The following is a 14,797-nucleotide window of genomic DNA, read 5'->3' as shown; positions in this document are numbered from 1 at the left end:
ATCGCATTTTAATAATTATGTAAAAAAGATTTATGAAGCGTGCTTTTCTCTTTAAAATATTTCTATTCTAATTTATCGTCCACTCTTTATATATAGGTGTAGGTTGTGGTAGGTAGGCTAGCGGACTAAGTTGTTTGTCTGGTGCCGCAAAATCATATTACTCTTTTCCTAAATTCTATAAGGACTTCAACTTAAGTCAGCCGTAAATTTGTTTTAAAGAAATAATGTTACAACTAAATGGGAAAAGATATACAAATTCCGCAAGCCCCAACATTGGCAACAAAGGGAGTGGCTTCACAGGTTTCCATGCCAGTTACCGGCATGACCTGTGCAGCTTGTGCGGTTAGTGTGGAATCCATGGTTGCCAGTACGCCGGGCGTTACCCAGGCCAACGTCAACTTTGCGACCCAGACTTTACAGGTTACCTATAATCCGGAAAAGGTACAGGTAACGGATATGCAAAAGGCGCTTCAGTCGGTCGGGTATGACTTGATAATAGATACTGAGAATGCCCAGGAGATTCAAGAGCAAACCCAGCAGAGCCATTACCGGGGGCTCAAAAGTAAGACTGTTTTGGCAGGCCTGCTTACGCTGCCTGTGGTGGTCATCGGGATGTTCTTTATGGAGATGCCTTATGGCAATTGGATAATGATGGCTTTAAGTGCCCCGGTTCTATTTGTATTTGGACGCAATTTCTTTGTTAATGCCTTCAAGCAAGCCCGCCATGGCAAGGCCAACATGGATACGCTGGTAGCTCTAAGTACCGGCACTGCCTTTGCTTTTAGTGTTTTTAATACAGTAAATCCCGGTTTTTGGCATGCGCGAAACTTACATCCCCACGTTTATTTTGAGGCGGCTGCGGTTGTCATTGTTTTTATCATGCTGGGCAAACTGCTGGAAGAGCGGGCAAAATCCAGTACCTCTTCAGCGATAAAAAAACTGATTGGGCTGCAGCCTAAAACAGTTTGGCTTGTTGAGGGAGACCAGGAACGCGAAGTGCCCATTTCAACTATTCAGAAAGGAAATGTTCTTCTCGTGCGTTCCGGCGAAAAAGTACCGGTAGACGGTGAAGTTTCCTCTGGTTCTTCTTATGTTGACGAATCGATGATAAGCGGGGAACCGGTGCCTGTTTCCAAAAGAATGGGAGATAAAGTATTTGCCGGAACAATTAACCAAAAAGGCAGCTTTCGGTTTACGGCTGAGAAGGTGGGCAGTGAGACACTTTTAGCTCAAATCATCAAATTAGTGCAGGATGCCCAGGGTTCTAAAGCCCCGGTGCAGAAATTAGTCGATAAAATAGCCGGGATTTTCGTGCCCGTTGTGTTTGTTTTTGCTCTTGTCACTTTGGTTACTTGGCTGGTTTTAGGCGGTGATAACGGCCTTTCACAAGGGTTACTGGCTTTCGTAACGGTGTTGGTTATTGCCTGCCCCTGCGCTTTAGGTCTAGCCACCCCCACGGCTATCATGGTAGGGGTAGGGAAGGGAGCCGAACATGGTATCCTGATAAAAGATGCCGAGAGCTTGGAACAGGCACACCGCCTGAATGCTGTTATTCTAGATAAAACCGGCACCATTACCGAAGGCAAGCCAGTAGTAACAGATGTTTTCTGGTCGGAAGAAGCCCGCCCACGTTGCAAAGAACTGCAGTCCGTACTATTCTCCCTGGAACAATTATCTGAGCATCCTTTAGCGGAAGCCGTAGCCCGCCACCTGCGGGATGCCGCGGTCCCAACTGTGGAGATAGATGGGTTCGATAGCGTAACTGGAAAAGGGGTGAAGGCAAGCTGGCATGGACGCTTCTACTTAGTGGGCAGCCCTAAGTACATGGCTGCAGAGGAAATATCGGTTTCAAGTGACCTATCCAGTTTGGCAGAAAATTTGGCAGAGGCAGCTAAAACCGTGATTTATTTTGCAGAGGAGGGGAAGGCAGTGGCTATCTTGGCCATTGCCGACAAAGTGAAAGAGACATCGGCTAAGGCGATTGAATTACTGCAGCAAAGGGGAATCGAGGTTTATATGCTGACTGGTGATAATGCCCGAACGGCGGCTTCAGTTGCCCGGCAGGTGGGGATTCAGCATTTCCAAGCCGAGGTAATGCCAAGCGAGAAGGCTGATTTTGTAAAGGCTCTCCAAAGTCAGGGCAAAGTCGTAGGGATGGTAGGGGACGGGATTAATGACTCCCAGGCACTTGCGCAGGCAGATGTAAGCATTGCCATGGGGAAAGGTTCGGATATAGCCATTGACGTAGCCAAGATGACTCTCATTACCTCTGATTTGCAATTGTTACCGAAGGCCTTGAAGTTATCTAAGTTAACCGTAAATGCCATTCGGCAGAATTTATTCTGGGCTTTTATCTATAACCTCGTTGGCATTCCAATCGCAGCGGGCTTGCTCTATCCTTTCTATGGATTCTTATTGGACCCTATGATTGCCGGGGCGGCGATGGCGCTGAGTTCGGTTTCAGTGGTTGCCAACAGCCTGCGTTTGAAAGCGCAGCAGCTATAAGTTTATAATGCGTTTCCCAATTGTAAAAGTCTAGGGCTTGTCAGACTGGCAGGCCCTAGGCTTTTAAATCTATTGGTTTTTAATCTGGTTCCGTAACAACTGGGCGTTGATGGCCACGATAACCGTACTCATGCTCATCAAAGCGGCTCCAATTGCCGGTGATACCATAATACCCTGCTTATATAGAACTCCTGCTGCCAAAGGCAGGGCTATGACGTTATAGGCAGTAGCCCAGATGATATTCTGAATCATCTTGCGGTAAGTAGCTTTGCCGAAAAGAATCAAAGAAGCAATATCCTTCGGGTTGCTGTTCACCAGGATAATGTCGGCGGTTTCAGCAGCAACATCTGTTCCGGAGCCAACAGCAATACCCACATCTGCTTGCGCCAATGCTGGGGCATCATTGATTCCGTCCCCAGTCATAGCCACAAATTCACCTTTGGCTTGCAATTCCTTAATCTTCTCCTGTTTCTGATGGGGTAATACGTTGGCCAGAAAGCCATCCATCTGCAAGGTGTCGCTCACACTCCTGGCCACCCGGTCATTATCCCCGGTCAGCAAAAGGTTCTTGATGCCGTTGGCTTTGAGGATCCTTATGGCCTCTGCGGATTCCGGACGAATCTTATCCCTCAGGCTGATAAAGCCAGCTACCGTTCCATCTATCAACACATATACTACTGTTTCTACCCCTTCCTCCGCATCGCTTTCCGGAACCTGGATATCGAATTCTGAAATATAATTAGGGCCTACTACCTTCACTGACCTGCCCTCCACGGTGCCTTCCAAACCTTTCCCAGGCAGGTAATTGAAGCTTTCGGCAGTAGGAATGGTAATATTTTCCGCCTTTACCCGCTTCAAGATGCCTTGGGAGATATAATGTTCTGAATTTTGCTCCACCCCAGCCGCAAGCCGCAGCAGCTCTTTTTCCGGGTAGGCCGGATGGAAGGAAATAATCCGGGCCAGTTGGTGGGAGCCTTCGGTAAGCGTACCGGTTTTATCGAAGATGATAGTGGTTATCTTGCGGGAATTCTCAAAGGCCGTCCGGTTCCGGATTAGCAGGCCGTTTTTAGCAGATATAGCCGTAGATATGGCTACTACCAAAGGTACTGCTAAACCAAGCGCATGCGGGCAGGAGATTACCATCACCGTCACCATCCGCTCCAGGGCAAAGGCCAATTCGGCTCCAACCAAGAGCCAAACCGTAAAGGTGGCAAAGCCTGAGAAGAGGGCGATATACGTCAACCAACGGGCGGCTTTATCCGCCAGGTGCTGCGTGTCTGATTTAGTTTTCTGGGCTTCCTGCACCAGGCTGATGACTTTGTTCAAGTAACTCTCCTCACCTGTGCCTTGCACTTTTACTTTCAGAGAGCCAGTCCCATTGATGGAGCCCCCAATTACCTTGTCATCTTTTACCTTCTGCGCGGGCTTGCTTTCGCCGGTGAGCATGCTTTCATTCACATAGCTTTCCCCTTCCTCTATAAGGCCATCAGCGGGAATCTTTTCGCCTGGCTTTATCAGTATCAGGTCATCTTTTTGCAGAGTATCAATCCTAACATCTACCGTTTCCCCCCCTCTTATGACATGCGCTTCGGAGGGCATGAGACTTACCAACAGCTCCAAGGCGCGGGAAGCTCCTAAAACGGATTTCATTTCTATCCAGTGGCCCAAGAGCATGATGACGATGAGGGTGGCCAGTTCCCAGAAGAAATCCATTCCCTCCAGTCCGAAGACGATGGCGGTACTGTATAGGTAAGCTACCGTTATTGCAATTGCAATCAATGTCATCATGCCGGGAGACCCCTTCTTTACCTCATCCCTGAAGCCAGTCAGGAATGGCCATCCCCCGTAAAAGAAAATGACAGAAGACAAGGCAAAGGCGATGTACATGTTAAAGGGTATTTCCAGCCGGTACCCCAAAATATCCTGTACCATCGGGCTAATGATGATGACCGGTACTGATAGTAACAGTGAGACCCAAAACCTTTTCCGGAAATCATCAATCATCATGGCATGATGGTCGTGGCCGTGCTCTCCGTGCCCGGAAGGGTGCTGTTCCTCGTCAGGTATTGCCCGGTTATGGGCATGCAACGTTTTCTCGGCTATTTGGTCCGCTGCCTCGGTGCCTTTAGAATTCCTTTCGTTGTTTGGATGGTGGTTATGGTGGGAGTGGTCCATAGTTTACGGGTTTAATTCAGGAAGATTAGGAATAAAAATAAAGGGGTAATTTTGTAGATTACCCCTTTATTTCTGCTCTTCTATTGAAGTGGCTCTATTTTGAAGCCAGCTTTCTCAACCGCCTCTACTACTTCCTGCTCACTTACGGTACTTCCTTCGACAGTTAAAATTTTATCAGGGTTATTAGTGTCTACTTGCCACTTCTCCACACTTTTTTCACTGTTTAGGAAGGGGGTAACAGTGGCTATACATCCACCGCATTTGATATTGGTTTTAAATTTCAGAGTTTCCATAATCTTTCAATTATTGTTTGGTTTTCAACTAAGACATATGGCATAAGTACTCATGTAGGCACTCAGCTTTCTTTCATAAAAATACCCATTGACTTAGGTTAATGTGTGACATAATTTTAAAAAAGCGTTATACTATTTTGTTCATCTGAAAAAGCCGATTAACTATTGTGGTCTTTCTGTACAGCCAATATAGTCTCCCGTAAATCTGTTGATAGATGCTAAAGACTGTCCCTTTAGAACCTTACGGTCAATCCTCCCCCCGCACCAAACCTGTTATCATAGTTTGCCATAAGCGAAAAGGTTTTGGAGATAAGATATTCAGAGCCTACTCTCCAGACTATTTCCCTCGTGTAACCCGCACCGCTGCTTACTCTGCCTTCTTGCGCATCTTTTACCCAACCAAAGTCAGCTTGGTATTCGAACTCCCCGAACAGGAAAGTCCGGGGAAATACAAGTACCTCTCGGGCTAAGCTTACCTGGGGCCGGAGTTTGTTGTCAATCCGAACGTCCAGGTTAAAAAGGTACGGAGTAAGGTACCTGAAGCCTACTATGGCCGTGGGTTGTATTTCATCAAGGCTATTTTCCTCTTCGTTTTCCACGTTGACACCTCCGAAAACACTTAGGTAGTCATATAGGAACCGCCCGTAGGTAAACTCTGCTTCCAGGTTCTTATTCCAGCCGTATTCTGCGTTTAAAACAAACTGGTTCCTTATGTTGGAAGACACGAGGTTGAGTTCTGTCATGTGGGAGGCTGCGTCAACGACACCCCAGGTAAAAAAATGATTGCTTTTGTTTGTGAGGATAGATAGAGGATAGCGTTCCAGCCTTTCGTCCCTGGGGGTACCGTAACTAAAGACCCGTGCCATGCCCGCGTCCATGTGGTACAGGACATGGCAGTGGAAGAACCAGTCGCCGTACTCATTGGCATCAAACTCAATGACTACCTTTTGCATGGGAGCCACGTTTACGGTATGTTTCAGAGGGGAATATTCCCCGTTCCCGTTGATAACCCTGAAAAAATGCCCGTGCAAGTGCATGGGGTGGTGCATCATGGTCAGGTTGTTAAGGATAATGCGCGTTACTTCGCCTTTGTTGATTTTTATTTTATCCGCTTCATTTAATGGCACTCCGTTCAGGCTCCAAATGTAGCGCACCATGTTACCAGTTAGGTTCAGCACCATTTCCTTAACCGGTTTATCAGTTGGGAAATCTGTTTTCTCCGGCGATTTTAAGTAATCATAGTTATATTCATCGAACATGCCCATGCCGGACATGCCTTGCTCGCTGTTTTCCTGACTCTTCCCTGCCATAGGCATTCCAGAGCTTGAGGCCGAGTTCCTCATGGGGGCATTATTCATCCCATGGTCCATTCCTCCAGCGGACACCGAATCCGTTTTTATTTTCTCCCCCGCTTTTTCCATTCCCATCTTGTTTGCCTGCCGGTTTACTCCCTGGTGGGACATGCTGTCATGGCTTGTTTTAGAGGTGGCCAGAGAATCTTTAGAAACACTCATCCCATCTTTTCTCCCTTTCTGCATCTTGCCCGCATCAGCCGTGCCGTGATTCATTCCGCCCATTTGCCCCATGCCCATCTCTCCTTCCATCTGCATCCCCCACTTGTTCATCATTTCAACAGGCTCTTCCTTTCCCGGATTAAATTTGGAGGCAGGGGCCCCCATTTTCATCTTCATCCCGGCCATTTGCTGCATCATGGCCACTTTATCTGGCCGGGGCACATCTGGCGCGCTAAGGGTATTGCCTTGCCCGAAGAAGGCGCTTGTTTGGCCGGAGCCATCCTGCACGGTAGCTCTTACCTCCATTTTACCGTTTTGCGGAATGGTGACAATGAAATCATAGGTTTCAGCTACGGCAATAAACGTTTTGTTCCGTTGCACAGGCATTACATCCAAACCATCGGCGGCTACTAACAGCGGTTCTTCTCCGCCGAAGGTCAACCAGAATTGGCTGGAGGCGGCGGCATTTATGATGCGTAGCCTTACTTTCTCTCCCGGTGTAAATTCCGGGTATTCCTGCACAGGTTGACCGTTGGTAAGGAAAGCAGGGTAGTAAATATCGGCTATATCTGCCCCTTCCATCCGTTGTCGCCAGAAATTAAGCTGTGCCCCCAAGGCACCCCTTGCTATGACCATGCCCAGCGGGGTTGACGTACCTTTCTGTATGTCATAGATTTCTAGCCCGCGTTTCAGGTTCTTCAAGACATTCTTTGGCTTCTCATATGTCCAGTCAGACAGAACCACGACAAAGTCTCGGGCGTAGTCCAATGTTTTTTCTTTGGGTTCGATAACAATGGAACCATATACGCCAGACTGTTCCTGCAAGCCGGTGTGGGAGTGGTACCAATAGGTACCAGCATGCCTTAAGGCAAACTCGTATTTGAGGGTTTTGCCTGGTTCAATGGGAGGTGTGGTCAGGTAAGGTACACCGTCCTGGAAATTAGGCAGCAGCAAGCCATGCCAATGCACTGAAGTTTCCACATTCATCTCATTTTTTACGTATATCACAGCGTAGCCTCCTTCGGGAAACCGCAACGTAGGCCCTGGGATAGACCCGTTTATGGTTAAGCCCATACTCTCTTTACCAGCAATATTTACATTTTTCTGGCTAATGGAGATGTGATAGGTAACGGTATCGGTTTGGGCATTTGTTTCGTTCCCATACAGAAATAGTAATATTACCAGTACTGCAACCAAGGGGGGGGATTTTATCATAAAGGACTTATTATAAACGACAAAAAACGCCTCTGCCAATGAAGGAGAGACGTCTTCTGTCGTACCTATGATTTTATTAAAGTGCGCTCCGGCAAGCTTCTTCACAGGCTTTACAAGCCTCTGCACACTCTAAGCAATGCTGCATGTGTTTATGGTTTGCGCATTCGATTCCACATTCCCGGCAGATGTCGGCACAGGCTTGCAACAGTGTTTTAGCTACTTCTGAATTGCGGGCCAGTGCGCTGGCAGTAAGCTTACAGATGTCGGAACAATCTCGGTCCAGGCGAATACAACGGGCCATCATTTTAACATCCTGCTCCTGTAAACAGGCATCGTAACAATGGTCACAGGCAGCAGCACAAGCATTAAGGGCTTGTATAACGGATTGATATTGAGAATTGTGCATGGTAGTAATTAGTTATGTTGTTTAATTATGTGAACTCTATAGTTTTACACTTTAGGGGGATATATGTTTTTAATTATCCTTGATTAGATTTATATAATTTGGGTATTACTGTCATTTCCGAGAACCTTTACTGTCAAGGCACCACCGATAAAAGATGCTTCATCTTTTAATATTTTATCACCATCATCAACAGGGGCATAAGAGCCTTATGATACTTAAGCCTATTATATTAATTCGGAAGAGCATCTCATATAAAGTAAAGAGACACCAAGTACTATTGATGGAGTTTCTAGGGTTAAATGATGGAAAATAGTATTTGTATAATTTAAGAAAAGACTGATATAATACTGCATATTAATATGGTAGTTATCTCGTATCTCACCATTTATGGGCTTTGCTAGGCTATAAAACCAAAATTCCTATATTTTAATGCCTTTTTAGCCTATCTGCTCTAAATAACTAGTCTCCGAGAGCTTCGTATAAAACGCTTATCCATAGAGTATAGGTGTATTCTAATATACAAGGCTATAAAAAGCTTTACACCAAAAATTCAATTATGAATTGGGAAAATACCTGTATGATTTAGGCTAGAAACAAATACTCCAAATGAAAAACAACCATTACAAGAAGTTCCTTTACATGCTAACAGCATCGTTTGTAATCATGTACGCGGTAATGTTCTTAAATGTGGACCAAGCTGAACATATTTATCTAAGTGCTACCAGGGTCTATACTACCTTATTGATGGTAGCGCCTATGGCCGTGGTAATGTTATTGATGCTGCGGAACATGTATGAAGATAAAAAGTTAAATATGATAATTTATGCATCAAGCGCTATAGTATTTGTTGGAGCCTTGCTTTTTTTAAGAAACCAAGTCCTAGTCGCTGACGAGCAATACATGAAGGCAATGATTCCTCATCACTCTTCCGCCATCATGGTTAGCCAGAAAGCCAATATCAAAGACCCTGAATTGAAAAAACTAGCTGACGAAATCATCAAGTCCCAAGTGAAGGAAATTGCCGAAATGAAGGCTATTTTAAAAAGAATGGATGAAGAATAATTTATTCCAAACTTTGTTCTGATGCTGTTTTCTGAGACAAACCTCCAGCAGGGTTATCTTGAACCAAGGATGAGAAAGTGAATATCTGTGCTAGAATAAGTTCTTTATAAAATTAAAACTGTTACTACGATAGGTGAGCTTATACACTACAATCACCCCTGTTTCTGTCGGCAGTATGTCGTCTTTTTCCCATTAGATTTATTTTTAATCTCTAAACAAAAGCTATGAAAAACAACAAGTTTAATTCTAAGTGGGTGGCAATGCTTTGCGGGGCCTCCTTGTTCTTTACCGCCTGTAGCCAGAACTCAGGTGAAACGGAAGTGGCCTCCGATATGGAGAAAACAGAAGACCATTCCGGCCACAACATGGAAGCTGGGGAGTCAAATGAGATGATGGACCTGATGCACGAGAACATGACGGCGATGCAGGAGGTGAAACTCACCGGTAATCCAGACGTAGACTTTGCCAATTTAATGGCCACCCACCACGAAGGAGCGATTAAGATGGCCCAGGAAGAAGAAAGCAAGGGGAGTGATACAATGCTCGTCAACATGGCTAAAAAGAGTCCGCCGAAGCAAAAAGAGGAGCAGGAAAAACTTAGAGACTTTGTTCAAAACAACCAATCTGCTACGGGTGATACTGCTGCTACCATGAAGATGATGCAGCCTATGAAAAGCATGATGGCCAGCATGAACCATAATATGGCTGGTACCACCGACCATCATTTTGCAAGCCTTATGAGCATGCACCACCAAAGTGGAATAGATATGGTTAAAGCTTATCTGCCTCAGGCGAAGGCATCGGAAATAAAAGCCATGGCTCAGAAAATCATGGATGAGCAGCAAAAGGAAAAGCAGGAGTTGGATGCGTGGCTGCAGGAGCATCCGCAATAGCAAGAATTACTTCATTGCCTATACATTGTTTTATAAAGGAGAACCTTCAAGTGAGGTTCTCCTTTATAAATTTATGGGTGTTTCAATTTAGATTTACAATTCATCCCCGCTTAGGCCCACTACCCTAAGTATCTCTGCCTGAAAGCCTGCTTCCTGAACGGCATTCTCTATGGCCTGAGGATTTAAATCTTTGCCGGAAACACTCAGCACATTTTCTTCTGTTTCTGTATCTACTTGCCAATTGGATATACTCTTGATTTTTTCCAGATAGGGGGCAACTTTCGTTACATCGCTTTGATTACCCATGGTGGTTTTGAATTTTATGATTTCCATACTATTTCAGACTTTACATTAATGATATAATTCTTACTAAGGACTACCAGGAGAGTTTCCCATTGAAGGGCTTTTTGCCTTTTCAGCCTTCAAAACGCGTTATTATTTTAAAGTATAAAACTGCGGTTAATTAGGTTGCTAAACGTTGCCCACTATGGGGTTTAAAGGATTGTTACCCAACAATATCTTTTGTCGGATAAACTTCCTGCCAGGACCAACCATCGCTCCCCAAAAGGGCAGTGAGAATATTCCGGTTATCCTGTTGCTGCTGGCCATTGCCTTGGTTTATACTAGCTTCTTGTTTAACTGGAATCCCTGACTGCAGCAGGGGGGCGAGTTCTGGAGAGGGAGGATACTTTTGGCTGGTTTCTTCTTGTATAAAGTTTTTCTTCACTAAGCTAAAATAAGTATCCAGGGCGGTGCGCAACATGGTCATTTTTACTTCATCTAAGGCTACTTCCGTAGAAACCACCTGTCTAAGGAGATAATAAACTTCTTCTAACATCACTACCTGTACAATGATGGCCTGTTTTGGTTCTTTGTTGTGGAAGTAGTGAATGATGGGATAGGAATGATGGTTAAGGGTGTGCTTTATAAGCATCTGGCACATGTTCGGGACACAATCAAAGAAGGAAGAAAAATTTCCCCCGTTCCAGCTCTTTATCATCATTTCCTGGGGTGTCCTTCCCATGCTGCTGATATACAAGCTTAGGTTGCTTTGCAGGTTTACCGCCGATAAAACCGGCAAAAAATATGTAATGGAGGTTGTTATAAAAACCAGCCCCGTGAATGCCATCGAACTAGTGAGTATCCGCCAACTGTTGGAGGAGGCTACAAAATCACCCACCCCCAAGGTTGATAGGGTAAACCCGGCATAGTACAGCTTTTCTAAGGCCATAGCGTTTTCTCTAGTTGTGCTGTTTATGATGGAGTCCCCATCTGATAAAAGCAAAAGAAAAAAACCTGCCCATAAGCCAATAATCCAGACCAGAAGTACCATTATTAAGACAGCAGGGCCCGCGAATTCTAAAGCAGTGGATTTTCCGTTCTGGCCAGACATTGAGAAAAATAATTTCCAAACAGCTCTTGAAATTCTTTTTGTAATCACACCTCCCCCTTTTGTGGATAGAGTAGTTTTGATTATATCTACCGTAGTAATAATGAAAATAGAAGTTCCAGAAAGCAGATACAGAATATTCATAAGTGTTTAGGTTATAACCATGGTTCTTTTCTATTTCTAGTACAATTGGTCAAGTGTTTGGCGGCCTCTAGGCTGAAGTTTTTTATACTCGGAAGGGGTAAAGCCGGTCACGGATTTGAATTGTTTGGAAAGATGGCTTAGGCTGCTGTAATGTAGTTTAGAGGCAATTTCTCCCAGGGATAATTCCTCATAGTCTAATTGTGCTTTGATATACTCTATCTTTTGAAGAATGATGTACTTTTCGATGGTGATACCCTCCATTGAAGAAAACGCATGGCTTAGGGTGCTGTAATCTTTCCCGATGGTCTGGGCCAGGTAAGTTGAATAGTTAGACGCGATTTGTTCTTCCTTATAGTGAACTGCGTCAATAATCAAAGTTTTTATCTGCTCTACCAACTTTGCTTTCCTTTCTTCCAGCAATTCAAAGCCATAATCACTTAAGAATTCTTTTACCTTTTCCTTCTCTGCAGGCTCCAATGGACGCTTCAAATCTACATAGCCCAGATGAACCTCAATTACCGGAAGATTCAGAAGAGTTAACTGCTCTTTTATAATCCGGATGCAGCGAGGACACACCATGTTCTTGATGCATATGGTGGTTTTGGTATCATCGGTTTGGAGTTCCATAATAATAAATTACACTATTGCTAAAAATATGTGAAGCTCTGGATTAGAGCAGAAGGAGCTTTAGGTACTTTAACTTTTAAAAGCAGATTAATATGGCTCTAAAGGGAAATAGGAATCGAGATGGTCAATTTCTCCCACCTCATAAGAATACTCCCGTTTTTCTCTCCTTCGGGTCTAATCTCGTAGCGTAGGCGTTCCTGATGCTGACTGGTTTCAGGCTGCACCGAAAGTCTGACTACATCTTCCATTTCAGAATACTCATCTGCCAGATGCTGCTCCCACTTCTTATTTAATATCACCGCCCACTCATGTTTACCAGGTATGGTAAACAAGGCATATTGACCAGCAGGTATTTTTTGGCCTCCTATGACGATAGGGCCATCCGTTTGCAAGCTAGTAGCGGAATGGGCTCCGGTCACCCAAACCTGGTCGTAAGCCACCAGACCGCCCCACACCACCCGATTCCGGACGGCAGGTGAATGGTAGTCTATTCGTAGGTTTACAGAACCTATTTTCCCTGTAGCCACTGCTTTCACGCTTCCTTTGAGTGTGTCGGGTTCAGGTTGTTCCGCTATGGTGACAGCATCCTCTGCTTTCGACTGAGGGGCGGCGGGTGAAGTTGTCGGGTTATCTCTTCCCTGTGCTTGTTCGGAGTTGGAATTCTGGTTACAGAACATCAAGGAAAAGCTGAAGACGGTAAGCACAAAATAGATGGTTACTTTCTGTATCATGATAACTTGTTAGGTGATTTGTATAAATATCTTTAATGGTGTTGCTCCAGGAATTTTCCCTGCGGACCTACGCCCTCAATATGAACTAGCTGGGCACCGTAATGGCCTGCCATGCTAACTGCATACCCGGCACCAATTAAGATAACGGCAGCTATGGCGATGCTCCAGCGTTTCCCTTTGAATACCAGCACGCTTAGAAGTTGGGCCACTAACCCAATGCCGGCCAGGTAAACTGTATAATCAGCGTATTTGTCGTGCTGCTCCAAAACGAGTTCCGCGTGGGCGGAGAGCCCCGAAGTGTGCGGATGCGACCAGTACGAGGAGGCATAAGCCGTCACAAAGCCCACCAGTACCATGATAGTCACCGCCCAATTCAGTTCCTTTTTCCGGAAAAGGATATTGACGAATTGCATGACCGCCGCAATCATCAGCAGCATAATAGGAAAATGGACAATCAGGGGATGGATGTGCGGAAAGTCAGCCAAAGACGCGTGTACTTCCCCTGGATTGGCTACGTGTCCCGCATGTTCTGCCGGAGTAACGTCCTTAAGAACAACCATGTCGCGAGAATCTTCTGGTTCTTGTCTGGAGGAGTCAGCTTGGGGAGCCTTAGCTTTTTCCTTATGCTTTTCCCCGCCGTGGGCTATCACGGTTCGGGGGCTTAAAGCAACGGATATAAATAAAAAGCACAGCAGGAAAAGAAAGGTGTTGAAAGGTTTCATATTTTAAATTGGGTTTAGTATTCGAGATAGATATTATTGCCGGATTGCAAGTCCGTTCGGTTTTTTCCCCACTGGAACCGTGGCGGTAACGGAATGGTCGGATACTCTAATGACGGAGACTGTTCCCGCTCCTTGGTTGGTGACGTAAGCTGTTGCGCCATCCTGGGAAAAGGCGATGGCGTGCGCATCGGCTCCTGTGGCGATATGGCCTTGTAGAGCCCACAGGCTGTTCTGTTGTGCGTAGTAAGCGATTTGGCCATTGGTTGCATCGCTAACCCAAAGTTCTTGTTTGGAGGGGTGGTATGCCACGTAGCCCGGTTTGAAGCCTAGGTGAATGGTTTCTGTAGTCGCACCTGAGGCTACGGCTATCTCCGTAACGGTTTGGTCGGTTTCATTGTCCACATACATGAAGCCATTTGCGCCCGGCCAGGCCCCAACCGGGTCCTTGCCCACCGCCACGGTGGCTAAAACCATTTTGGTGTCCGGGTTAATAATGGAGACAGTGGCATCTAGGGTATTTGCGGCGTAGGCTCTTGTGCCGTCAGACGAAAAGGTGACTTCGGATAATCCTCTTCCAACGTTGATGGTGCTTTTGAGGCTCCAGTTACCGGTGTTGAAAACCAACACTTGGCTTAGCTGCTCATCTTCCTGGGCAATCCATAACTCAGAGCCGTTCGTATTGAAAATCCCATTGTGCGGCATTCTAGGTAGTAGTATCTCTTTTTCGATTTTCCCGGTGTAACTATTCAACACGATTACTTTGAACCCATCCATCCCACTCATACCGTCTGAGTCATGGCCACCGCTTAAATCGGTACTGGTAATGGCTACGGCCAGCTTCGTTTTATCGGGGCTTAAATTGATGTGGTGCGGGAAAGTGGCCCCATTCAAAGAAATCTGCATTTTCTGGGAGAGGTCAAGTAAATTAAGCACCTCTATATTGTTTGATTCCCCATTCACTACATAAGCCGCCGGATAATCAATATTCATTCCTTCCCCACCGCCCATATCATCCATTCCGTCCATGTCGTCTTCGGTATGAAAGTTGCAAGCCGAAAAACCGAACAGTAAAAAGGCTATCAAAAGTGGTTTTTGCATATTGTAAAGCATGGTCCCCTGA

At 45.5% G+C, this 14,797-nt stretch carries 13 protein-coding genes; 3 read left to right on the top strand and 10 right to left on the bottom strand.

Translation table 11 applies throughout. From position 1 onward, the window contains the following. Nucleotides 1-237 precede the first annotated feature (237 nt). Entirely contained in the window at nt 238-2,505 is a 2,268-nt protein-coding gene (locus tag HHO50_RS17755) for a heavy metal translocating P-type ATPase (protein ID WP_370457630.1), read from the top strand. 69 nt (nt 2,506-2,574) lie between these two features. Here HHO50_RS17755 and HHO50_RS17750 read toward each other — a convergent pair whose 3' ends face one another. The 4 genes from HHO50_RS17750 to HHO50_RS17735 all read right to left on the bottom strand — a co-directional run bounded on the left by HHO50_RS17750 (nt 2,575) and on the right by HHO50_RS17735 (nt 8,108). Next, nucleotides 2,575-4,680: a copper-translocating P-type ATPase gene (locus HHO50_RS17750; RefSeq protein ID WP_181307993.1), complete on the bottom strand. Its 2,106-nt coding sequence runs from the start codon at nt 4,678-4,680 to the stop codon at nt 2,575-2,577. An 80-nt stretch (nt 4,681-4,760) separates the two neighbouring features. Then, the gene (locus tag HHO50_RS17745) at nt 4,761-4,973 is read right to left on the bottom strand and encodes a heavy-metal-associated domain-containing protein (RefSeq protein WP_181307991.1); all 213 of its coding nucleotides are present in this window, start codon (nt 4,971-4,973) and stop codon (nt 4,761-4,763) included. 233 nt (nt 4,974-5,206) lie between these two features. Continuing rightward, nucleotides 5,207-7,702: a multicopper oxidase domain-containing protein gene (locus HHO50_RS17740; protein WP_181307989.1), complete on the bottom strand. Its 2,496-nt coding sequence runs from the start codon at nt 7,700-7,702 to the stop codon at nt 5,207-5,209. Between the two features lie 76 nt (nt 7,703-7,778). Continuing rightward, nucleotides 7,779-8,108 carry a four-helix bundle copper-binding protein gene (locus HHO50_RS17735; protein ID WP_123132267.1) on the bottom strand — a complete coding sequence of 110 codons (330 nt, stop codon included), beginning with the start codon at nt 8,106-8,108 and terminating at the stop codon, nt 7,779-7,781. 606 nt (nt 8,109-8,714) lie between these two features. Here HHO50_RS17735 and HHO50_RS17730 point away from each other — a divergent pair. After that, on the top strand, nt 8,715-9,170 hold the full coding sequence (locus HHO50_RS17730) for a DUF305 domain-containing protein (protein WP_181307982.1): 456 nt from the start codon (nt 8,715-8,717) through the stop codon (nt 9,168-9,170). A gap of 224 nt (nt 9,171-9,394) precedes the next feature. Next, nucleotides 9,395-10,063, top strand: a complete 669-nt coding sequence (locus tag HHO50_RS17725; protein WP_181307980.1) for a DUF305 domain-containing protein — start codon at nt 9,395-9,397, stop codon at nt 10,061-10,063. 93 nt (nt 10,064-10,156) lie between these two features. On the opposite strand, the gene HHO50_RS17720 is transcribed toward HHO50_RS17725, so the two are convergent. The 6 genes from HHO50_RS17720 to HHO50_RS17695 all read right to left on the bottom strand — a co-directional run bounded on the left by HHO50_RS17720 (nt 10,157) and on the right by HHO50_RS17695 (nt 14,775). Beyond that, nucleotides 10,157-10,396 (bottom strand): heavy-metal-associated domain-containing protein, encoded by a 240-nt coding sequence (locus HHO50_RS17720; RefSeq protein WP_066834024.1) that lies wholly within the window; start codon nt 10,394-10,396, stop codon nt 10,157-10,159. 172 nt (nt 10,397-10,568) lie between these two features. Then, a complete protein-coding gene (locus HHO50_RS17715; RefSeq protein ID WP_181307978.1) occupies nt 10,569-11,597 on the bottom strand; it encodes a potassium channel family protein in 1,029 nt (342 codons plus the stop codon). 36 nt (nt 11,598-11,633) lie between these two features. After that, complete coding sequence (locus tag HHO50_RS17710; protein ID WP_219921578.1) at nt 11,634-12,224, bottom strand: AraC family transcriptional regulator; 591 nt, start codon at nt 12,222-12,224, stop codon at nt 11,634-11,636. 98 nt (nt 12,225-12,322) lie between these two features. Then, nucleotides 12,323-12,955, bottom strand: a complete 633-nt coding sequence (locus tag HHO50_RS17705) for a DUF2911 domain-containing protein (RefSeq protein WP_181307976.1) — start codon at nt 12,953-12,955, stop codon at nt 12,323-12,325. Between the two features lie 32 nt (nt 12,956-12,987). Next, nucleotides 12,988-13,515: a hypothetical protein gene (locus HHO50_RS17700; RefSeq protein ID WP_255478799.1), complete on the bottom strand. Its 528-nt coding sequence runs from the start codon at nt 13,513-13,515 to the stop codon at nt 12,988-12,990. Between the two features lie 195 nt (nt 13,516-13,710). Then, nucleotides 13,711-14,775: a YncE family protein gene (locus HHO50_RS17695; RefSeq protein ID WP_181307974.1), complete on the bottom strand. Its 1,065-nt coding sequence runs from the start codon at nt 14,773-14,775 to the stop codon at nt 13,711-13,713. Nucleotides 14,776-14,797: the final 22 nt, after the last annotated feature.

This window comes from Rufibacter sp. XAAS-G3-1 (assembly GCF_013623775.1).
Classification (GTDB): domain Bacteria; phylum Bacteroidota; class Bacteroidia; order Cytophagales; family Hymenobacteraceae; genus Nibribacter.
Note: the sequence above shows the minus strand (reverse complement) of the source record. Positions and strands in the feature narration are given on the sequence as shown.

Bases quoted from the DNA above. Each gene is read 5' to 3' on its own strand.
- HHO50_RS17730 (WP_181307982.1), top strand. From the start codon at position 8,715: ATGAAAAACAACCATTACAAGAAGTTCCTTTACATGCTAACAGCATCG.
- HHO50_RS17745 (WP_181307991.1), bottom strand. From the start codon at position 4,973: ATGGAAACTCTGAAATTTAAAACCAATATCAAATGCGGTGGATGTATA.
- HHO50_RS17720 (WP_066834024.1), bottom strand. From the start codon at position 10,396: ATGGAAATCATAAAATTCAAAACCACCATGGGTAATCAAAGCGATGTA.
- HHO50_RS17755 (WP_370457630.1), top strand. From the start codon at position 238: ATGGGAAAAGATATACAAATTCCGCAAGCCCCAACATTGGCAACAAAG.
- HHO50_RS17695 (WP_181307974.1), bottom strand. From the start codon at position 14,775: ATGCAAAAACCACTTTTGATAGCCTTTTTACTGTTCGGTTTTTCGGCT.
- HHO50_RS17705 (WP_181307976.1), bottom strand. From the start codon at position 12,955: ATGATACAGAAAGTAACCATCTATTTTGTGCTTACCGTCTTCAGCTTT.
- HHO50_RS17700 (WP_255478799.1), bottom strand. From the start codon at position 13,515: ATGGTTGTTCTTAAGGACGTTACTCCGGCAGAACATGCGGGACACGTA.
- HHO50_RS17740 (WP_181307989.1), bottom strand. From the start codon at position 7,702: ATGATAAAATCCCCCCCCTTGGTTGCAGTACTGGTAATATTACTATTT.
- HHO50_RS17710 (WP_219921578.1), bottom strand. From the start codon at position 12,224: ATGGAACTCCAAACCGATGATACCAAAACCACCATATGCATCAAGAAC.
- HHO50_RS17715 (WP_181307978.1), bottom strand. From the start codon at position 11,597: ATGAATATTCTGTATCTGCTTTCTGGAACTTCTATTTTCATTATTACT.
- HHO50_RS17725 (WP_181307980.1), top strand. From the start codon at position 9,395: ATGAAAAACAACAAGTTTAATTCTAAGTGGGTGGCAATGCTTTGCGGG.
- HHO50_RS17750 (WP_181307993.1), bottom strand. From the start codon at position 4,680: ATGGACCACTCCCACCATAACCACCATCCAAACAACGAAAGGAATTCT.
- HHO50_RS17735 (WP_123132267.1), bottom strand. From the start codon at position 8,108: ATGCACAATTCTCAATATCAATCCGTTATACAAGCCCTTAATGCTTGT.